The organism is Pontibacter virosus, assembly GCF_003096355.1.
In the GTDB taxonomy this organism is placed as follows: domain Bacteria; phylum Bacteroidota; class Bacteroidia; order Cytophagales; family Hymenobacteraceae; genus Pontibacter; species Pontibacter virosus.
Genome location: NZ_QEKI01000007.1, coordinates 105432 through 127080 on the forward strand (window position 1 = coordinate 105432; position 21649 = coordinate 127080).

Sequence of the window (21649 nt, forward strand, 5' to 3'; positions counted from 1 at the left end):
TATACTAAATCGACCTTGTCATCAGTTAAATAGTAAATGAGGTAGGAGGTTCTCTTAAATTTCTCTATTTTAAGAACTTATACCTTTGGGGTTAATTATTAGCTGTAAGCATGGGTTAGTCACGAATAAAGAATCAGGCAGATGAATCAGCACGATGCAATGGACAGGCTGTTATACCAGCTGCAGGCCTTTAAGAAAAAGTTCTACCTCAACCTGTTGTTGCGGGGGAGCATTTTCGCTGTAGGCTTGCTGATGTCCATCTACATTGTCTACAGTCTGCTGGAGTACATTTTCTACTTCCCGGTTTTTGTACGGGCCTTTTTGCTGTTTTCTTTCGTAGCCCTCACTATCTACGCCCTCGTTCGCTGGATCATCCTTCCGCTCTCGGCCTTAACCAATCTACGAAAACTGCTCTCAGATGAGCAGGCCGCCGCCAGGGTAGGAGACCATTACCCGGAAATAAAAGATAAGTTACTGAACGCCATTCAGCTAAAAGACCTTGACCGCACCAACGAGCTTATTGCTGCCAGTATAGCCCAGCGCTCTTCCCAGCTAGTCAACTATCCTTTTGAGGAAGCCGTTACCTATCGCGAGAACAAGCCGCTTTTGAAATACATTGCCTTGCCTGCAGTCGTTATGCTGCTGATCGCTTTGCTATACCCTACCATATTTGTGCAGGGCACCGAGCGTATCCTAAACTACAAGAAACATTACACCCCTTTGGCTCCTTTCCGGTTTGTGGTAGAGAATGAGTCGCTGCAGACCTACAGAGGAGAGGACTTTGAGTTGAAAGTGCAGCTGGAAGGCAAGACTATACCCAATGAGGTATACATCCATTACAACGGCAGACGCCAGCGACTGCAGAAGAATGGCAATGGCTATACCTATACCTTTAAGCAGCTTCAACGACCTATGGGTTTTCAGTTAGAAGGCTCTGGCTTCATGTCTGATGACTACAACCTGAACCTGCTCTCCCGGCCTAGCCTGAAGAACTTTCATATGGAAGTGGTTTACCCCGCTTATCTGAACCGGAAGCCTGAGCTCATTCAAAATACAGGCAATGCCACTGTACCTGCTGGCAGTACCATCACCTGGAACTTCGACGCCACCGAGACGGAGCGTGTTGAAATCAAATTAGAAAACCCCTCTGAAACGCTTGTAGCCAAATCTAAGGCAAACTTATTCACAGCCAGCAAGCAGTTTACCGAAAGCCAGAATTATGGTGTAGACCTTCGGAACGCCCATAGTACCAGCAAGGAAGAGATCAATTACCAGATTACAACTATACCTGACCGTCATCCGCAGATCACGCTGGAGCAGTTCCACGACTCTGCCCTATACCGCTTTGTGGTACTAGCCGGCGAAATAGCGGATGACTACGGTTTGACCCGACTGGTGCTCAACTATAAGGTGACCAACGATAAAAATCCGCAGGCCAAGTATAAGAGTGTACCGATCGGACTGAACCGACAGCAACTCAACCAGACCTATTACCACCAGTGGAACACAGCCGGCTTGCAGCTTAATCCAGGTGACAAGTTGGAGTACTTTGTGCAGGTTTGGGACAACGACGGCTTGAAGGGACCCAAGAGCGCACGTACGCGTTCCTTTGAACTGCGGGTGCCGAGTAAAAAAGACCTCGAGCAGGAACTGATCAGCAATGCACAGTCGGTGGAGAGCCAGCTCAGCAAATCGTTGGAGAGGAGCACTAAGCTGAAAGAGGAACTTGCCCAATCTGAGGAGAAGATGAAAACCAAGCGTGACTTGAACTGGCAGGACAAAAAGCAGCTGGAGGACCTGGCGGAAAAGCGCAAGCAACTGGAGCAGGACATCTCATCCATGAAAGAGCTTTTTGATGAGCTCAACAAGAAGCAGAACATGCTCTCGGAACAGGACAAGCAATTGGCCGAGAAAGCGCAGGAACTGAAAAAGCTGATGGACAGTCTGCTGGATGAGGAAACCAAGAAGCTGTACGAAGAGCTAGAAAAGCTACTGCAGGAGCAAAGCCCCAAAGACTCCGAGCTACAGAAACTGCTGAGCAAACTCGACAACCGTGAGCGCAACCTGGAACGTGAACTCGAAAGAGCACTGGAGTTATTCAAACAGCTTCAGTTTGAGCAAAAGCTCGACAATATCACCAACAAGTTAGAGGAAATGGCCAAGGAACAGGAAGAACTGGCCGACAAAACTGTCCAGAAGCAGGAGGACAACAAGCAGCTGCAACAGGAGCAGGAAGGTATAAAAGAAGAGTTTGAGCAGCTGAAGCAGGACATGAAGGACCTGAAAGAACTTAATGACAAGCTTCAGAACCCGAACCAGATGGACGATCAACAGATGCAGCAGGAACAGCAACAGATAGAGCAGGACATGGAGCAGGGGCAGCAACAGCTCGAAAAGAACCAGAACAAGAAAGCCAGCGAGTCGCAGCAGAAGGCGGGGGAGAAGATGAAGCAAATGGCCCAGCAGATGGAGCAAATGCAGAATAGCATGAGCATGCAGGGGATGGAGCAGAACCTCGACAACCTCCGCGACATTCTGGAGAACCTGATCAAGCTTTCCTTTGACCAGGAGGGTCTGATGAAATCCTTCCGGGGCGTTAACCAAAGCGACCCACGCTTCATATCCCTTTCACAGCAACAGCTCTCGCTCCGCGACAATGCAAAGGTGATTGAGGACAGCCTTTTTGCCCTTGCCAAGAAAGTATTTCAGCTCGAGTCGTTCGTGACCCGCGAGGTGGCACAGATGAACCAAAGCATGGACAACAGCATGAAAGACCTGCGCGACCGCAACGTGGGTCGTGCTACCGCTCAGCAACAATTGGCTATGACTTCCATGAATAACCTGGCCCTGATGCTGAACGATGCGCTTAAGCAGATGCAGCAGGCCATGCAGCAAATGCAGGGCAGTATGGCCAGCAAACAGAAGGGCAGCAAGCCGCAACCGGGCGATTTTGGTCAGATGCAGGATGCTTTGAACAAAAAAATTGAAGAATTGAAAAAAGGTGGCAAGTCAGGTAAGGCACTGTCTGAAGAATTAGCTAAATTAGCTGCGGAGCAGGAGGCTTTGCGCAACGCCCTGAAGGAAATGGAAAAGCAGGGACAGAAACCTGGCGAAAAGGGCGGCAATGGTGAGTTAGGAAATATCACCAAGATGATGGAACAAAGCGAGACTGATCTCGTTAATAAACGTTTGACTGACCAGACCATCATGCGACAGCGCGAAATACTCACTCGTTTGCTGGAAGCAGAGAAGTCTATGAAGGAGCGGGAATTGGACAACAAACGTGAGGCCAAGAGCGCTCAGGATGTAGCCAGACGAGTTCCGCCGTCATTTGAGAAGTATTTAAGAACGAAAGAAAAACAAACGGAATTACTGCAGACTGTACCACCGGCCCTAACGCCCTACTATAAGCAGAAGGTAAGCGAGTATTTCCAGCATATGAGTAACTAATACGCACCTTATAGCATCACTAACAAGTTATATGAATCAGGTTAAAATTCAGATTCCTTCCTTAATCGAGAACATCCGGGTTATAGAAAGCTTCATAGACAATTCAAAGGAAGAATTCGAGTTTGAAGACGACGTGTATGGCAACATCATGGTAGCCGTTACCGAGTCTGTAAACAATGCCATCCGCCATGGCAATAAATTCGACAAGGAAAAACTAGTATACCTTACGCTTCAGGTAGAGAACAATCAGCTTCTTTTTGAAATTGAGGACGAAGGCCCTGGTTTTGATTATGACACCCTTCCGGATCCTACCGCTCCAGAGAACCTAGAGAACCCTGGTGGTCGTGGCATCTTCTTAATGCGCAACCTGTGTGACGAGGTGAACTTCCTTGACAACGGTAAAAAGGTGCAACTCATATTCAACATCACTTCCTTACAGAATGGATCATCTAATTGAGTTCTTCAGCGAGGACATCGATTTCTCGCTGGAAAACCCAGAACAGATTTCCGACTGGATCGCAGACATTGTAGAGCAGCATGAGCATGAATTGGTAGGTTTGACTTACATTTTCTGCTCTGATGATTACCTGCATCAGATCAACGTTGAGTACCTCGATCACGACACACTCACAGACATCATCACCTTCGACAATGCCGACATAGAAGGCACTATCGAAGGTGATGTTTTTATAAGCATAGACCGGGTGCGTGACAATGCCGCTACGCACGGCACTTCATTCCACGACGAACTTCACCGCGTCCTCATCCATGGCGTACTTCACTTGCTAGGTTTCAAAGATAAAACCCCTGAGCAGGAAGTAGCTATGCGCAAACTCGAAGATTCTTCCTTATCTTTGCGGAAATTTTAATCGCAATAAAAGGAATTACCAACCTCTCTTTGATGTTTCACGTGAAACATCTCTAAATACTGAATACATGTTTCCAGAATACGATATCATAGTTGTTGGTGCGGGTCATGCAGGCTGTGAAGCCGCTGCTGCAGCGGCCAAAATGGGCTCTAAAGTTCTTTTGGCAACTATGAACATGAATACCATTGCCCAAATGTCTTGCAACCCAGCTATGGGTGGAGTCGCGAAAGGGCAAATAGTACGGGAAGTGGATGCGCTTGGAGGTATGAGCGGCATCATAACTGACGAGACCATGATCCAGTTCCGCATGCTTAATAAGTCAAAGGGTCCTGCTATGTGGAGCCCTCGCGCGCAGAGCGACCGCATGCGATTTGCCGAAGCTTGGCGTCTAACTTTAGAACAAACCGAGAATGTGGACTTCTGGCAAGAGATGGTGACAGGTATAGAAGTGGAGGGCGGAAGAGCCGTTGGGATTCGTACCAGCCTGGGGATAACCATACGTGGAAAGGCTGTTGTATTAACAAATGGCACTTTTTTGAATGGTATTATCCACATTGGCGAGAAGCAAATGGGTGGTGGCCGTTCAGCCGAAAAATCTGCGAAAGGTATAACCGAACAGCTGATCCAGCTTGGCTTTGAAGCAGGTCGTATGAAGACCGGAACTCCTCCGCGTGTGGATGGTCGTTCATTAAACTACAGTCGCATGGAAGAACAATTCGGAGATGAAAATCCATCAAAGTTCTCATACACTGAAACGACGCCACTGGCAAAACAGCGCAGCTGCTTTATTACTTATACCAATTCAGAAGTACACGATATCCTAAAAACTGGCTTCGAGAAGTCGCCTATGTTCCAGGGTCGTATCCAAGGATTGGGTCCTCGTTACTGCCCGTCAATTGAAGACAAAATCAATCGCTTTGCCGACCGTGACCGTCACCAGATCTTTGTGGAGCCTGAAGGGTGGAATACGGTAGAGGTATATGTGAATGGCTTCTCCAGCTCGCTACCTGAAGATGTACAATTGAAAGCGCTTCGGAAGATCGTAGGTTTTGAGAATGCCAAAATGTTCCGTCCAGGCTATGCCATCGAGTACGATTTCTTCCCACCGACCCAACTCAACTTAACACTGGAGACCAAGGTGGTGGAGAACCTATACTTTGCAGGTCAGATAAACGGAACCACAGGGTATGAAGAAGCAGCTTGCCAGGGATTGATGGCAGGTATAAATGCACACAACAAGATAAACGAGAAAGCACCGTTTATACTGAAGCGATCAGAAGCTTATATCGGTGTGCTGATCGATGATCTGGTAAACAAAGGGACGGACGAGCCGTACCGCATGTTTACTTCCAGAGCAGAGCACCGCATCCTGCTACGTCAGGACAACGCCGATATTCGCCTGACGAAGCTAGGCTATGAACTAGGATTGGCTGATGAAAACCGTATGGCAGCTGTGGATAAGAAGATAACGGAGTCAGCCGAAATCATTGCGTACTTGAATAACAAGCCGATTGAGCCGGGAGATATCAACAGCATGCTGGAGCTAATGGGCTCGGCTCCGATCGTAGAAAAGCAGCGGGCAGGTCAATTGATCAAGCGACCAAACATCGAGATAAAGCATATCGCTGAAGCGGTGCCGGCCGTAGCTGAGTATCTGAGCAAGTTTAAAGCTGACAGCGTGGAGCAAGCTGAGATTGCAGTGAAATACGAGAGCTACATTGTAAAGGAGCATACGATGGCTGCTAAAATGGGTGAGCTCGAGAACTATAACATCAAAGAGAAAATAGACTACCGCAACATACCTGCCTTGTCAGCAGAAGCACGCGAAAAATTGCTGCGCGTACAGCCTGAAACCATCGGGCAGGCATCGCGCATCAGTGGCGTGTCGCCAGCTGACATATCGGTACTAATGGTATACCTTGGAAAATAAATGAGCTACGAAAGACTGGAGCATTGCCCGATATGTGGCAAGGAAGATTTTAAAAACTTTTTGGTAGTAACAGACAATGCGGTGTCGAAAGAGAGCTTTGTAATTGTGGAGTGCGAGAACTGCAGCTTCAAGTTTACAAACCCACGTCCTGATGTCACCAGTATTGATAAGTACTATGAATCTGAAGAATACATATCGCACAGCAACATTAAGACGGGCATTATCAACAGGGCCTATCATGTAGTGCGCTCCATTACAACGAAGCAAAAGGTAGAGCTTATCAACAGACATGCACCAGCCAAAGGCACCATACTGGATTATGGCTGTGGGACAGGCGTATTCTTAAATGCCTGTAAACAGGATGGCTGGGGTATAAGAGGAGTGGAGCCAAATGTTCGTGCACGCGAGGAAGCCTCATCACTGACAGGAGAAACAGTAGTTAAAGGTCTTGAGGAGATTTCAAGTGAAAAATTTGAAGTTATTACCCTCTGGCATGTACTGGAGCACATTCATTTGCTAAACGAAACATTGGCAGAACTCATAAACCTGTTACAAGAAGATGGTACGTTGATCATAGCTGTTCCCAATGCCGATTCGCATGACGCGCAACAGTACAAGGCAAACTGGGCAGCTTATGATGTACCACGGCACCTGTATCATTTCACGCAGCCCACTATGAAACGCCTGCTTAAGAAGCACAAGATGCAACTGGAGGAGGTGCTACCTATGAAATTTGATGCTTATTATGTCAGTATGTTAAGCGAAAAACAAAAGGAGGGAAAGACAAAGGTCATCAGCAGCGTATTGAATGGGTATAAGTCCAATAGCTATGCAGAGAAAAACGGCAAAGATTATTCGAGCCTCATCTTTGTAGCAAAAAGAAAATAAGCACCGTAAAAGAGTGTTAATAAATAAGAACAAGGCAAGCGAAAGTTTGCCTGTTTTTCATTTAAACGAATAGTAGATGAAACTTGTCAACAGTATTTTTCTCGCTGCCACCACCATTATAGTCGCTTCTTGTGCGAGTATAAATAACCCGGAGGGAGGACCTAAAGACGAAGACGCTCCCGAGCTTCTAACCAGCAATCCAAAACCGCAGGAGCTCAACGTCAGCACTCGCACAATCACAATGGACTTCAATGAGGAGGTGCAGCCAAATAACCTGCAGAAGGAATTGCTGATAACGCCATTTACCGACAACAAATACCAGGTAAGATTAAGCAGGACAAGGTTAGAATTGGTCTTTGAAGAACCTTTTCAAGAAAATACAACCTATACCTTTAACTTTAGAAAAGGCATACAAGATATCACAGAGAAGAACATAGCGGAAGGACTTGGCCTGACCTTTAGCACAGGAACGTTCATTGATTCAAGCCGAGTAAGCGGACAAGTGCTAAGGCTCCTGACACAACAACCGGAGAATGAAGCCGTGGTGGCTTTGTACCCAACGAATGATACACTCAGCATCCGGAAAAGCAGACCTTATTATCAGACACAAACGGATGCAAATGGGGAGTTCGTATTCGAAAATATAAAGGACGGCGAGTACAGAATATATGCACTAACAGATAAAAACAACAACTCCCTGTATGATAACGAAGATGAGTGGATCGCTTATAGGGGAGAACCGATACGCGTAACAAGTGAAGAACAGGACATTATATTGAAGACAGTACGAATAGATACAAAAAGGCCCCTGCTACAGCGCCGCGAAAGGTATACAGACCGCTTTGTAGCGAACTATAATGAAGGCTTGGAAAGCTTTTCTGCTACAGCCGTCGATTCTCCAAAAGACACTCTAATCTATAAAATTTCATCAGACGGAAAGATTGTTGACTTATTCGGAGACAACCGGTTTAAAGGAGGCAGAGCTATTTTAACAGCACTAGATTCGGCTGCGAACCGCACAGTGGATACAGTGCAGATAGCATTTGAGGGAAAAAGAGCACAACGTGTGGGCGGGGCCAGATTAAAAACGAATGGAAACGGCACAGGCAATAACAATACGATAAGCGAAGGCCAACTGGTGACCATTGAATTGGAAACACCGGTAAGGATACAATCGAAGGAGCCGATACGTCTACTGGTTGATAGCACTGTAGTGGCCAGACTAACTTATCCTGACCAAGTAAAATTAGACCGATCTGGAACAGAACTGAGTTTTGCAATGCCACGGTGGACGAACACCATGCGTGAAGCCACAATCGTTTTAGACAGCGCCGGCATCGTGCCAGTGCAGGGAGAACAATTCAGTAAACCTGCCATACAAATAACGATAGCAGAAGCGCGTGGAGCCGGCACTTTGAGAGGAGCGGTAAAAACACAGCAAACAAATTACATCGTTCAATTGGTAGACAACCAGTACAGAGTGAAGAACCAGGTGCGTAATGCCAAAACGTACAACTTCAGAAACATCGATCCGGGCACTTACTTTATCCGGGTAATACTGGATGCCAACAACAACGGCAAATGGGATGGAGGAGACCCAGAACTCGTCAAGGAGCCAGAACAGGTATACCTGCATGACAAACCGCTGGAGATCCGGGCGAATTGGGATATGGAAGAGAACATCGCATTTTAACAAAAAAGGGAAGCTGTTTTAGCTTCCCTTTTTTGTTAACCCACTAGATATACATTCAAACAGGCGTGGATAAAAATGCATCATAATGTAGCACAGCTGATGTGTGACAAATAAAATGGAAATTTTTCAACAATAGCAAAGCTGGTTGATAGCGTAAGTCAGGACCGTTGAAAATCCACTCAAATGAAAAAAAGGGATCTTTGACAAAAGATAAGACAAATAACCCCAAATAGCAATCAGCTTTAAAAGGGTAATATTATTCAACAAATCTTTAAAAGCTCTGTTTCGAGTATAAAGTAACTAAGTGCGTTATTTGAATAGCCAGGCCAATAACGCAAGCAGACCAGATTAAAAAAGTGGATAATGAAACTGAAAGCTACCGTAGAGATTCACTAGTTACAATCGGTATCACCTACATAACACCTATCCATATAAGCCTGCAGTAATACCCATACATTTAAGCTTCCTTTAATACTGGTAGATCCATAAAGCGACGATCAAACATTTAGAGAGTTTAAAAACTGCTTTTGAGTAGATCAGTAGAAGTATGACCTGTTTGCTAGGCTGGTACTAAGCCAGAAGTAAAATAGATAATAGTGACGCATCGGAAAGCATCATTTATGTATAGCTAAAAGAATACAATACAAGGAACTGATAGATGCGTGTAGGAAGCTCAGGCCACACAAACATAGATAAGTATTAGCAAAACCCACATGCAATAAACCACTAATGAAACAAAGTAGACTTAAGCTTGCAAATAAAGTCTTCGGAATGCCGTAAGAGGTAAAACCGAATGGTGTGCTGCTTAAAAATCGGCGTGTTTCTGAAATAAAAAAACCCATCTAATAATCCACAAAAAGAGCGGGTATAACTGTGGACAAGTGTGGAGCAAATCTGATAACTCAACATGCCCATGTTCCACAGGTATAGCAAGGGGGCTGTGGAACAACCAAAAAGTGGAAAGTGGTTAACAAAGGTATACCCTAAAAAGGCTTTTCCACGGAGGCAACTGTATGTGAAAAAAGTAATGCACACAAAATGGGTAAAAGTGGACAAGACAGTTAAGTGATTGAAGATGAAAAATTAACAGAAAAATAATATGTGGGAAGAGAAGTGTATGAGCGAGGTATACAAAAAGTAAATGAGGACAAGTCTAAATGTTCCACACTTATCAACTTATAAACAGCCTTAATGATGAAAGAAGATTTATTTAAAGATTTATCTAATTAAAATTAATAAGGTCAGGTAAGATGTGGAAAGCTGGATAAGTCGGCTCAAAAAGGAAGAGAAAACCATTCGCAGAAAAGCAGGGGAGAGAGGCGCAGGAAAAAGTAAAAAAATAAAAGCTCTATATTTATAAGGTAAAAGACACATAACATAAAACTATGACATTTCTTTTAAAGCTGGTACCACCCTTCGAAGACCCAGTGCTGATCTTCACACTGGTGCTGCTGATTATCCTGATTGCCCCCATTATACTCAACAAGCTAAAAATACCGGGTATAGTGGGGCTTATACTGGCAGGTGTGATTGTGGGTCCGAATGGGTTCAACCTGCTACTGCTCGATTCGAGCATCATCCTGTTTGGAACGGTGGGCTTACTTTATATCATGTTCCTGGCCGGCCTTGAAATCGATATGATAGATTTCAAAAAGAATAAAAACAAAAGTCTTGTCTTCGGGGCATTCACCTTCCTGATACCAATTACGGTAGGAACACTTATCTTTTATTACATCATGGAGTTTGAGCTGATCTCAGCCATACTTCTCTCCAGCATGTTCTCTTCGCACACCCTGATTTCTTACCCCATAGTCAGCCGTTTGGGTATAAGCAAAAACGAAGCGGTAACCGTAACCATTGGCGGAACAATTGTAACCGATACGGCCGTGCTCCTGGTATTGGCCGTGGTGGCTGGCGGAGCGGCAGGCAATCTGGATATGTGGTACTGGATAAAGCTAGCTATTTCGCTGGCTGTATTTGGGAGCATCGTTATGTTCGTGTTTCCACGCATCGCCAGCTGGTTCTTCAAGCAAATAGAAAGCGAAAAGGGAGCACAGTATATTTTTGTGCTCACCATGGTGTTCGCAGCGGCATTTCTGGCAGAGTTGGCGGGCGTGGAGGCCATCATCGGAGCCTTCCTGGCAGGGTTATCACTCAATACCCTTATACCACATAGTTCGGCTCTGATGAACCGAATTGAGTTCGTAGGCAACAACATCTTCATTCCCTTCTTCCTGATAAATGTGGGGATGATCGTGGACCTGAGCGTGCTCTTTCGAGGGCCCGAAGCCCTGATCATAGCAGGAATTATTGTAGTGGTGGCGCTCATTACAAAATACCTGGCAGCCTGGGCAACGCAGAAGGTATACGGCTACAGCCCAACGCAACGTAACCTGATATTTGGATTGAGCAGCGCGCACGCGGCAGCCACACTGGCCGTTATATTGGTGGGTTTCAACCTGGGAATCATCAACGAGGATGCGCTTAACGGTACCATCGTCCTGATCCTGGTGACCTGTCTGGTAAGTTCTTTTGTGACGGAAAAGGTAGGCAAGAAACTCGCTATCATCGAGAGCAGACGCAAGCCGGACCTGAGTCAAAAACCAGATCGCATCCTGGTACCGATTGCCAATCCACAGAACATAGAAAACCTGATAGACCTGTCTATCATGCTGCGCAACCCGGATTACAAGGAACCCATCTACCCACTAGCGGTTGTGCTAGACAATGAGCAGGCCGAAGAAGAGATTTTCAAAAAGAACAAGATGCTGCAGGAGGCCATCACCCACGCATCAGCTACTGATAACGATGTGCAGCTGGTCTCCAAAATTGACATAAACATTGCCAGCGGCATTCTCCGCGCCATCAAAGAATTGATGATTACGGAGGTGGTGCTGGGCTGGAACGCTAAAATCACCACGCGAGATCGCATCTTCGGGACCGTGCTCGACAACCTCCTGGAGAACACAGAGCAGATGATACTGGTGTGCAAAATCATGCAGCCGCTAAACACAACCAGTCGTCTGGTGGTGATAGTGCCAGCTTACGCCGAACTTGAAAGGGGCTTTTTGCGATGGATGCGCACCGTGCGCCTGATGGCTACGCAGCTAGGGACCAAGGTGGTGTTTATGGCAGGCCACAGAACAATCAACAACATTAAATCTACCGTAAAAAGCAGCAAGCCGGCCATGGATGCCACCTACATGCCAAGACCGACAATGCCTGAGTTTGCGAACAACCAGACAGGTATAGGCAAGGATGATATGGTGGTGGTGATATCGGCTCGCAAAGGCACTGTGTCCTACAATGGCGTGCTCGACAATGTGCCGCGAGTGCTTTCGCGCAATTACAAAGACAACAGCTTCATTATCATATACCCGGAGCAGCACCCAAACATGTACCAGGACAATCAGTTCAAGACGACAGGCTATACCAATGAAACAAGAGAAATCGAAGGCTTTTAACTACGACCTTGATTTCAAATCAACTGATTTCAGGAAAAACCCGGAGCTGTACCGTATAGGCAAAGGCGAGCAGGGCGTTTTGCTGGTAGAGCCCTATAAGTCGGAGATACTGCCGCATTGGCGCTTCAAGACGCCTCAGATCGCACGGGAGTCATCGGAGCATATCTACGGCTTGTTTTTGGACTACCTCCGTCAGAACGACTTTGTAGGCGCCGACATGGCACGCAAGTTTTTGCAGATGGGATACACCCGCTCACGCCGCTACGCCAACCACCGCACGGGCCAGAAGTACAAAGGACCTGTTCCGGATGATAAGAAAGGGCAAAGCGGAGCCCACGGCCGGGATCTGTTACCCCTGGACCCAGACCCGGTAAAAGCGGAATCGGCGCGAATCTTCAAAGAAAAATGGGAGGATGCCAAAGAGAATGAAACTTACAAAAGACTAATGGCAGATTTCAGGGCAAAATACGAGTCTTAAAAAATAGGAGGATATTAAATCACCTAACCTTTTAATTCCGAAATTAGTAAATCACATATCTTTGCATACAAGATAAAACTAGAGAGCAACATGGTTAACAAAGAAATCAGGTTAGGCAAAGGGCTTGGTAAGATCAAGTTTGGCCTTACAATGGAAGAAGTAGAAGCACTATTGGGCGAACCTGAAGAGATAGAAGAGTCCGACGAAGAAGATGAGTTTGAGCACCAGGCCTGGAACTACTGGGAGGAAGGCTACTCACTGTACTTCGACAAGGAGGACGACTACAAACTGAGCTGCATAGAAACAGCTAACCGCGATGTGAAGTTGTGGGAAGAGCGCATTTTCGAAATGAGTCAGGAGCAGCTGAAAAGGCTTTTCGCTGACCACGGCTACGAAGATCTGGAGGAAGAGGAAATGGAGACAGGCGAAACACGTATTTCCTACGAAAAAGAAATGATCGACCTGTACTTCGACGAAGACCAGCTGATCGCCGTGAACTTCGGTGTGTTCATCAATGACAACCTCGAGGTTGTTTGGCCAGAGAAATAAGAAAAACAGTTCATGCACAAATCCCGGCTTCTGCAAAGGAGCCGGGGTTTTTTTTTGCTTTCACCTGGAGCAAATAACCTGAAAAGAAGTGTAGATCCGGAAAAAAAGCTGTACCTGCCTCAAGGTATAGACCCTAACGGATGACAGACCAAGGCTTGCAGAAAGCTACTCTAGATACAGTTCTCTATACCTGCAGAACAGGTATGGCGCTGTGGAAAAACTATCGTAGAATAGCTGGCACAGGTATAGGAGGCCATATTTCAGGTATGGCTGTGCACAAGAGGGCACAAAAAAAGGCCCGGCTGAAACCGGGCCTTTTCAATAGCAAAGCTGCTATAACTTAGTTGAAGAAGAAGTTGTAAATCTCTTGCTGAATAACCGGGTTGATGGCAATGGCCATGATCACCGAGATCACCAAACCGATCGTTACAGACAGGATATCCCGCCCAATCAGGCTAAAGGTCTTGGCAAGTTTTGCACCACCTTCCTGCGCTCTGATGCGCATACCTAATTCGCGACCCGCCAGCAAACCAATGAACACCCAGGTAGTACTCATTGGCATGTTGTTCAGTTCTTTGAAGAAGTAAAGAATGATAGCGTAGATCAAGTCAATGATAGTGGCGCTGCGTACGTCACGCACATCCGATTTCTCGTTGATGATCTCCTGAATCTTCTCGCCTTTCTTGAAGAAAAGGAAGCCCATACCCAGGAAAATAAAACCAGCGAACGCGACGAACTCCCAAACGTTAAGCGAACGCGGCAGGTATACGGCTACGTTTGCCAAATCCTGCGCCAGCCATGTGTGCCACAGAAAACCCGATACAACCCACTGAGCCACTGTCCAAAAGCCATGTGCTTCGCCTTTCACAAAACGCTTAATGACTTTGGATAGCGCAAGGTATATGATAAGCGCTGAACCAAAAGCTGCCACATAGCCCAGCAAACTCTTTTCTATCATACCCACAATGGCACCTGAGCTTACCGTAAACACGCTCAGGAGCATGAAGGTGGTGGATACAGGTATACGGAAACGGGTAAGGAGCAGGAGGATAATCGGGGCTGCCAACTGCAGGAACACAAAGTTATCAGGCGTCTGGTCAAAGCCCTTAGAGGAGAGACGCTGGTAGGTTACGTCGCCATCGAACATATACCAGCTATAAAATACGGTTGCCAAAAAGATAGCCCCCATGAAGAGCCACTGCCAGTACCAGGCGCGCTTTTCGTTGGATACGATGAAAGTACCGATGGTCTGGATACTGTCATTGGCGATAGCCGAGTAGGCAGCAAACAGGAAGCCCACCCACATCGCGATGGATGCATACGGGTAAACGATACCGGCGACAATAAAGGAGAAGGCGATAAAATAAAGAAACTTCTTTTCCTTATTGAACAGCACATCAAGCAAACTAAAGCGCTTTCTAAACTTGTAGGGCTGGGTAGGAACTGAAAGTTTCTTCTTTTTTTTAGTCTTAGCCATTTTAAAGAATTGGGTGAGCTTTTAAAAAACGACGCAAGTTACCATAAAATAGGCGGTAGGTGGAGTTGTCCAATGTTAAGAAATTATTAACAGATGGAGAATTATACCTGTATTGGCGCTCAGGGTTATACCTGACTTATTATAAAGCAGGTATGGCAGAACAGGTACACTCAAAATCTCTAAACGGGCTATGGCATAATCACACCTTAATCTCCTATCTTTGCAGCATGGCGACACAAGAGAAAACCCCTGTAGAAAACGCACAGTTGAAAGATATCATCTCACACGCAAAGGAGTACGGCTTCGTATTTCCGTCAAGTGAGATATACGATGGCCTGCAAGCCGTGTACGATTACGGCCAGATGGGCGTAGAGCTGAAGAACAACCTCAAGAACCTGTGGTGGAAGTCCATGACGCAGCTGCACCAGAACGTGGTAGGTATAGACGCCTCCATCTTCATGCACCCGCTCACCTGGAAGGCATCCGGTCACATCGACAGCTTCAACGACCCGATGATCGATAACAAGGACTCGAAGAAGCGCTACCGCGCCGACGTGCTGATCGAAGAGAAAGCCGCCCAGTACGAAGCAGACGGACACTACGACAAAGCCAGCGAGCTGCTCGTGGAGATGGGCCGCCTGCTTGGAGCCGAGGAATTGGATGGCGTTCGTGAGCTGATCATTAAAGAAGACATCAAATGCCCGATTTCCGGCACTACCAACTGGACCGAAGTGCGTCAGTTCAACTTGATGTTTTCGACGCAGGTGGGTTCCGTAGCCGAAGACTCGAGCACCATTTACCTGCGCCCCGAAACGGCTCAGGGTATATTCGTGAATTTCCTGAACGTGCAGAAGACCGGCCGCATGAAAGTGCCGTTCGGTATCGCTCAGATTGGGAAGGCGTTCCGTAACGAGATTGTGGCCCGTCAGTTCATCTTCCGCATGCGTGAGTTTGAGCAGATGGAGATGCAGTTCTTCGTGCGCCCTGGCACCGAGATGGAGTGGTACAACACCTGGAAAGATAACCGCAAGAAGTGGCACGAGGCCATTGGTATACCTGCCGATAGCCTCCGCTACCACGACCACGAGAAGCTGGCCCACTACGCCAACGCCGCTGTGGACATCGAGTTCAAGTTCCCGTTTGGTTTCAAGGAAGTGGAGGGTATACACTCCCGCACCGACTTTGACCTGACACAGCACCAGGAGCTGAGCCGCAAGAAACTGCAGTACTTCGACAACGACCTGAACGAGGAAGGCAAGCCATACGGCAACTACATTCCTTACGTAGTAGAAACATCTGTAGGCGCTGACCGCCTGTTCCTGATGACCTTCTGCAGCGCTTATACCGAAGAGGAAATTACTGAAGGCGACGCCACAAAGACACGCACCTTCCTGAAATTCCATCCGGCACTGGCACCAGTTAAGGCCGCTATCCTGCCGCTGACGAAGAAAGACGGTTTGCCAGAAAAAGCGACCGAGATTTTCAACGCACTGCGCTACGACTTCAACACGATCTACGAGGAGCGTGACTCTATTGGCAAGCGCTATACTCGTCAAGACCTGATCGGTACACCGTTCTGTATCGCTGTAGACCACCAGACGCTGGAGGACAATACGGTAACGGTACGTGACCGTGACTCCCGTGAGCAGGTGCGTATGCCAATCAGTGAGCTGCACAGCTACATTGACAAAGCTGTCAACTTCAAGAGCATATTCGAGAAGCTAGCCTAAGGTATAGCCCTTCATAAAAACAGCCTGCGGCACTAGTCGCGGGCTGTTTTTGTTTTGTGGCCAACTGTTCCTGGACTGCTATTAGCGGTAGGCAAAGTTATTTGAAACATCCACTAGTTAGAGTTATACCTTAAATCACCTCTGAAAATGTCTCAAAATACAAGAAAGTGCTTTTATTATGTTAAGCTTAATGCTTGATAATGTTGATAATCAGTATCTAATAATAGTGAAGTTTATAGCTATTGATCTGATAAACAGCATTATATGTTTCTAAGAGTTAAAAAAACACCACTTATACCTGTTGCAAAGATCAACATCTCTGGACAAGATTATAAATGGTCTGTACTTCGGTTTCAATACTTCGTTGCTGGCAATTAAATAGGTATAGGAAGATGGTGAATGCTTTTGCGATTATGACAAACTCCTCTTCGAATGATATGTGGGGGTTTAAAAGCTTTTTATAGATAAAGGCAAAAGGCCAGGCTGTGTAAAATCTGTCCGAAAAGTGTTAATCAGCTCTATAAAACCACTTTACTGGCGATTATTCCACAGCATTTACCGGACATAAGCACGATGTTTTAATGCACCTTGTAAGATATAGGTATAGCAGAAGATGATAGAAAAGTCCTGCAAGCTGCCACATGGAAAGCAGCAAAAATTTAAAAATACTTACCTTTGTATTACAGCTGGAAAATCTGGAGTAAGAAGGGCTTTATTACAGTAAAAAGAGAGGGCTATCGGATTTATGACGATTGATCTCCTATACTGAATCTTTACAGCATAATGAGTGAAAATAAGTCACTTTTTACTGCGCTCTAGGTTACCTGTCCTGATTAGATTGCCAGGGTTTTAACTGGCAATATTGGGTGGAAGGCAGGCGGTGTAGATTGTACTGTTATCAAACCTGACTATCTTGCCAAATGGCAGTGCTGGCTCTAAGATTATGCCTGAGATAGCTGATTTGAATTTTGACGAAGAATTACCGGAAGATTAAGTGCTGAAAATGGCAAAGTATAACGAATACAAAAACCTGAACTACGCGCAAGTAGGCGAAGACGTACTGGCATACTGGAAAGAACATAACATCTTCCAGCGGTCGGTATCGACAAGAGAGGGGCACAAGCCTTTCGTGTTTTATGAAGGTCCGCCATCGGCGAACGGCACGCCGGGTATTCACCACGTGATGGCCCGCGCCGTGAAAGACATTTTCTGCCGCTACAAGACCCTGAAAGGATTCCAGGTGAACCGCAAAGGCGGGTGGGACACGCACGGTCTGCCCGTAGAGCTGCAGGTAGAGAAGGAGCTGGGTATCACGAAAGAGGATATCGGCAAGAAGATAACGGTAGAGGAGTACAACCAGCGCTGCCGCGAAACGGTGATGCGTTTCAAGAGCCAGTGGGACGACCTGACCGAGAAGATGGGTTACTGGGTGGACTTGGACAACCCCTACATCACGTTCGAGAACGAATATATTGAGTCGATTTGGGCCCTGTTGAAGCGCCTGTACGACAAAGGTTTTTTATACAAAGGCTATACCATCCAGCCTTACTCACCGGGTGCGGGTACGGGCTTGAGCTCGCACGAACTCAACCAGCCGGGTTGCTACAAGATGGTGAAGGACACGACCATCGTGGCTCAGTTCGAGGTGAAGAAAATCACCCGTAACATGTTCTTGTTTGAGTACGAGGAAGAGCAAGTGTTCTTCCTGGCTTGGACAACCACCCCGTGGACGCTTCCTGCCAATACAGCACTAGCCGTGGGCAAGGGCATTAAGTACGTGAAAGTGCGTACCTACAACCCCTATACCTACGAGCCGATTTCAGTGATACTCGCCAAAGACCTGGTGAGCCGCTTTTTCAACCCGAAGGCAGTTGACTTGGCTCTGACAGATTATAGCTCCGGCGACAAGCTGATTCCTTACAAGATAGTAGAAGAGTTTGTAGGTGCTGATTTGGCTGGCGTGGAATATCACCAGCTAATGCCGTATGTGCAGCCAGACAAGCCCGCTTTCCGTGTGGTGGTAGGCGACTTCGTGACCACAGAAGACGGTACGGGTATCGTGCACATCTCGCCAACCTTTGGTGCGGATGACTTCCGGGTAGCTGCCCAGAACGACATCCCTGCGCTGTTGGTGGAGGACGAAAACGGGAAACCAATGCCGCTGGTGGACAAGCAAGGCCGCTTCGTGAAAGAGGTGACCGACTTTGCCGGCATGTACGTGAAGAACTACACCGGCGAGGACGAATCAGCCGCCGACTACAAGCCGACCGACGTCCTGATTGCCATCAAACTCAAAGAAGAGGGAAGAGCCTTTAAAGTAGAGAAATACGAGCACACCTACCCGCATTGCTGGCGTACGGATAAGCCGGTACTTTACTATCCACTGGACAGCTGGTTCATCAAGACCACGGCGGTAAAGGACAGATTGATTGAGCTGAACAAGACGATTAACTGGAAACCGGAGTCTACAGGTACGGGCCGTTTCGGCAACTGGCTGGAGAACTTGGTGGACTGGAACCTGTCGCGCTCGCGCTATTGGGGTACGCCGCTGCCTATCTGGAGAACAGAAGACGGCGAGGAGGAAATCTGCATTGGCTCTATCGCACAACTAAGCGAAGAGATAGACCGTGCCGTGGACGCTGGCATGATGGACGCTGCCGTGGAGATAAATGACCTGCACCGTCCGTATGTGGACAACATCGTGCTCGTGAGCCACTCAGGCAAGCCAATGCACAGAGAGACAGACCTGATTGACGTTTGGTTCGATTCGGGCGCCATGCCTTATGCACAGTGGCATTACCCGCTGGAGAACAAAGAAATATTCGAACAGAACTTCCCGGCCGACTACATCGCCGAGGGTGTTGACCAGACACGCGGTTGGTTCTTTACGCTGCATGCACTGGCGGTTATGCTGGAAGACAGTGTGGCCTACAAGAACGTCATCGCCAACGGGCTGGTGCTCGATAAGAACGGCAACAAGATGAGCAAGCGCCTCGGCAACGCCATCGACCCGTTCGAGATGATTGGCAAGTACGGCCCGGATGCCGTGCGCTGGTACATGATTGCCAACGCGCCACCTTGGGACAACCTGAAGTTCAACCCGGAGGGAGTGGTAGAGACACAGCGCCGTTTCTTCGGAACGCTGCAGAACACCTACTCTTTCTTCGCACTGTATGCCAACCTAGACAACTTCACCTTTGCCGAGGACGAAGTGCCGCTGGAGCGCAGAACAGAAAGTGACCGCTGGATTATTTCCAAGCTGAACACGCTGGTTGCCGACGTTGATACTTTCTTGGAAGACTACGACCCAACCCGTGCCGCCCGTGCGATACAGGACTTCGTAGTGGACGACCTGAGCAACTGGTACGTGCGTCTGAACCGCAAGCGTTTCTGGAAAGGTGAGTACAACGAAGACAAGATGGCCGCTTACCAGACACTCTATACCTGTCTGGAGACGATTGCCAAGCTGGCTTCACCTATCGCGCCGTTCTACGCCGAGCAACTCTACCGCGACCTGAATGCCGTGAGCGGCAAGCACAAAGAGGAATCGGTACATTTGGCCTACTACCCAGAGGTAGAGCACACGGCCATCGACAAGGATTTGGAAGAGCGCATGGCGCTGGCCCAGACCATTTCGTCGCTGGTGCACTCGCTGCGCAAGAAGCACTTCATCAAGGTGCGTCAGCCATTGCAGCGCATTCTTATACCTGTGCTCAATGACAAGACACGCCAGCAAATTCAGGCTGTGGAAGACCTGATCATGAGTGAGGTGAACATCAAGCACGTGGAGTACATCGACGATACGTCAGGTATATTAGTGAAGAAGATTAAGCCGAACTTCAAGAAGCTCGGTCAGGTTTTCGGTCCGAAGATGAAACTGGTGGCCGCTGCCGTGCAGCAAATGAACCAAGAGGATATCGCGCACTTGGAGCGTGAAGGAGGAATCGAGCTGCAAATCAGCGACGAGGAAACCGCCGTGCTGACGCCGGAGGACGTGGAAATCTCTTCGGAGGACATCCCGGGCTGGTTGGTAGCCAGCGAAGGCAAACTGACCGTGGCGCTCGACGTGACCATTACGGAAGAGTTAAAACAGGAAGGTATCGCCCGCGAACTGGTGAATCGTATCCAGAACCTGCGCAAAGACAGCAACCTGGAGGTGCAGGATAAGATACACATCGTGCTGCAGGCATCGGTGCAGGAGGTGAATGCAGCTGTGGAAAACTTCCGCGACTACATACAGGCCGAAACACAGGCCCTGAGCCTTGAACTGACTAACAATGTGGTAGATGGCACACTCCTTGAGGTGGACGATTACCAAGTAAACATCCGTATTCGCACCGAAGCGGTAGTAGCATAAACAAAAAGCCCCGGCTGGAAACAGCCGGGGCTATACCTTTATCCTGCGGCGGCTGAATAAGGTCCCTGCAGCCTAATTGACGAAACATGAAATATTGGAAGTACTACCTGGTGGCCCTGATCGTCATCATCATAGACCAAGCTGTGAAGCTTATCGTGCATTACAACATGGAAATGGGTATGCCGGGCGAAATCGTGCTACTGGGCGACTGGCTGAAGCTGCACTATACCCTAAACCCAGGGATGGCTTTCGGTGTAGAGCTTGGTTCCGATTACGGTAAGTTGATGCTGTCGTTATTCAGACTCGTGGCAGTTTTCGGTATAGCCTACTATATCTACTACCTGGTGAAGACGAAAGCGCCCAAAGGTCTGATCTGGTGTATCGGCTTAATTCTGGGGGGGGCCATCGGCAACCTGATCGACAGTACGTTCTATGGTGTGTTGTTTGATAATCACCCGTATGGTTCGCCAACGCCTTGGTTTCATGGGCAGGTAATCGACATGTTTTATTTTGATATCTGGGAAGGTATCGTTCCAAACTGGATACCCTTGTTAGGCGGTAAGCCCATGTCGCTTTGGCCGATCTTCAACGTAGCAGATTCAGCTATTTTCATCGGGGTGCTGATTATCCTATTCAACCAGAAGCGTTTCTTTGCCCATTACGACGAGCCGGCCAAGCAACCAGCAGCTGAGCAACAGGGGTTCTAAGGTATAGTATCAACAAAATGAAAGCGGCTGTTCCATGTGGAGCAGCCGCTTTTTTAT

General features: G+C 47.6%; 13 protein-coding genes. 12 read left to right on the forward strand and 1 reads right to left on the reverse strand.

Annotated features, from left to right (window positions below; genetic code table 11):
- Positions 1-141 precede the first annotated feature (141 nt).
- From C8E01_RS12495 to C8E01_RS12535, 9 genes are all read left to right on the forward strand, one after another.
- Entirely contained in the window at positions 142-3450 is a 3309-nt protein-coding gene (locus C8E01_RS12495) for a DUF4175 family protein (RefSeq protein WP_116543781.1), read from the forward strand.
- A 31-nt stretch (positions 3451-3481) separates the two neighbouring features.
- Positions 3482-3907, forward strand: coding sequence for an ATP-binding protein (locus C8E01_RS12500; protein ID WP_101444487.1), 426 nt, complete (start codon positions 3482-3484; stop codon positions 3905-3907).
- Entirely contained in the window at positions 3891-4319 is a 429-nt protein-coding gene (ybeY, locus tag C8E01_RS12505; RefSeq protein WP_116543782.1) for an rRNA maturation RNase YbeY, read from the forward strand. The genes C8E01_RS12500 and ybeY overlap by 17 nt, the downstream gene beginning before the upstream one ends.
- A 67-nt stretch (positions 4320-4386) precedes the next feature.
- The gene (gene mnmG / locus C8E01_RS12510) at positions 4387-6249 is read left to right on the forward strand and encodes a tRNA uridine-5-carboxymethylaminomethyl(34) synthesis enzyme MnmG (RefSeq protein ID WP_116543783.1); all 1863 of its coding nucleotides are present in this window, start codon (positions 4387-4389) and stop codon (positions 6247-6249) included.
- On the forward strand, positions 6250-7137 hold the full coding sequence (locus C8E01_RS12515; protein WP_116543784.1) for a class I SAM-dependent methyltransferase: 888 nt from the start codon (positions 6250-6252) through the stop codon (positions 7135-7137). It begins immediately after the preceding gene.
- 76 nt (positions 7138-7213) lie between these two features.
- Positions 7214-8830 carry an Ig-like domain-containing protein gene (locus C8E01_RS12520; RefSeq protein WP_116543785.1) on the forward strand — a complete coding sequence of 539 codons (1617 nt, stop codon included), beginning with the start codon at positions 7214-7216 and terminating at the stop codon, positions 8828-8830.
- Between the two features lie 1385 nt (positions 8831-10215).
- Positions 10216-12294: a cation:proton antiporter gene (locus tag C8E01_RS12525; protein ID WP_116543786.1), complete on the forward strand. Its 2079-nt coding sequence runs from the start codon at positions 10216-10218 to the stop codon at positions 12292-12294.
- Positions 12266-12772, forward strand: a complete 507-nt coding sequence (locus C8E01_RS12530) for a DUF4385 domain-containing protein (RefSeq protein ID WP_116543787.1) — start codon at positions 12266-12268, stop codon at positions 12770-12772. The genes C8E01_RS12525 and C8E01_RS12530 overlap by 29 nt, the downstream gene beginning before the upstream one ends.
- 90 nt (positions 12773-12862) lie before the next feature.
- Positions 12863-13321, forward strand: coding sequence for a hypothetical protein (locus C8E01_RS12535; protein ID WP_076668407.1), 459 nt, complete (start codon positions 12863-12865; stop codon positions 13319-13321).
- A 340-nt stretch (positions 13322-13661) separates the two neighbouring features.
- Here the strand turns inward: C8E01_RS12535 and C8E01_RS12545 are convergent, their stop codons facing one another.
- Complete coding sequence (locus C8E01_RS12545) at positions 13662-14798, reverse strand: hypothetical protein (RefSeq protein ID WP_116543789.1); 1137 nt, start codon at positions 14796-14798, stop codon at positions 13662-13664.
- A gap of 227 nt (positions 14799-15025) precedes the next feature.
- On the opposite strand from C8E01_RS12545, the gene C8E01_RS12550 reads away from it, so the two are divergent.
- The 3 genes from C8E01_RS12550 to C8E01_RS12560 all read left to right on the forward strand — a co-directional run bounded on the left by C8E01_RS12550 (position 15026) and on the right by C8E01_RS12560 (position 21592).
- A complete protein-coding gene (locus tag C8E01_RS12550) occupies positions 15026-16528 on the forward strand; it encodes a glycine--tRNA ligase (protein ID WP_116543790.1) in 1503 nt (500 codons plus the stop codon).
- Between the two features lie 1003 nt (positions 16529-17531).
- A complete protein-coding gene (gene ileS / locus C8E01_RS12555; protein ID WP_116543791.1) occupies positions 17532-20885 on the forward strand; it encodes an isoleucine--tRNA ligase in 3354 nt (1117 codons plus the stop codon).
- A gap of 86 nt (positions 20886-20971) precedes the next feature.
- The gene (locus C8E01_RS12560) at positions 20972-21592 is read left to right on the forward strand and encodes a lipoprotein signal peptidase (protein ID WP_116543792.1); all 621 of its coding nucleotides are present in this window, start codon (positions 20972-20974) and stop codon (positions 21590-21592) included.
- Positions 21593-21649 lie beyond the last annotated feature (57 nt).

What these genes read in the sequence shown, in the direction of transcription:
- C8E01_RS12495 (WP_116543781.1), top strand. Translation starts at nt 142, where the DNA reads ATGAATCAGCACGATGCAATGGACAGGCTGTTATACCAGCTGCAGGCC.
- C8E01_RS12500 (WP_101444487.1), top strand. Translation starts at nt 3,482, where the DNA reads ATGAATCAGGTTAAAATTCAGATTCCTTCCTTAATCGAGAACATCCGG.
- ybeY (WP_116543782.1), top strand. Translation starts at nt 3,891, where the DNA reads ATGGATCATCTAATTGAGTTCTTCAGCGAGGACATCGATTTCTCGCTG.
- mnmG (WP_116543783.1), top strand. Translation starts at nt 4,387, where the DNA reads ATGTTTCCAGAATACGATATCATAGTTGTTGGTGCGGGTCATGCAGGC.
- C8E01_RS12515 (WP_116543784.1), top strand. Translation starts at nt 6,250, where the DNA reads ATGAGCTACGAAAGACTGGAGCATTGCCCGATATGTGGCAAGGAAGAT.
- C8E01_RS12520 (WP_116543785.1), top strand. Translation starts at nt 7,214, where the DNA reads ATGAAACTTGTCAACAGTATTTTTCTCGCTGCCACCACCATTATAGTC.
- C8E01_RS12525 (WP_116543786.1), top strand. Translation starts at nt 10,216, where the DNA reads ATGACATTTCTTTTAAAGCTGGTACCACCCTTCGAAGACCCAGTGCTG.
- C8E01_RS12530 (WP_116543787.1), top strand. Translation starts at nt 12,266, where the DNA reads ATGAAACAAGAGAAATCGAAGGCTTTTAACTACGACCTTGATTTCAAA.
- C8E01_RS12535 (WP_076668407.1), top strand. Translation starts at nt 12,863, where the DNA reads ATGGTTAACAAAGAAATCAGGTTAGGCAAAGGGCTTGGTAAGATCAAG.
- C8E01_RS12545 (WP_116543789.1), bottom strand. Translation starts at nt 14,798, where the DNA reads ATGGCTAAGACTAAAAAAAAGAAGAAACTTTCAGTTCCTACCCAGCCC.
- C8E01_RS12550 (WP_116543790.1), top strand. Translation starts at nt 15,026, where the DNA reads ATGGCGACACAAGAGAAAACCCCTGTAGAAAACGCACAGTTGAAAGAT.
- ileS (WP_116543791.1), top strand. Translation starts at nt 17,532, where the DNA reads ATGGCAAAGTATAACGAATACAAAAACCTGAACTACGCGCAAGTAGGC.
- C8E01_RS12560 (WP_116543792.1), top strand. Translation starts at nt 20,972, where the DNA reads ATGAAATATTGGAAGTACTACCTGGTGGCCCTGATCGTCATCATCATA.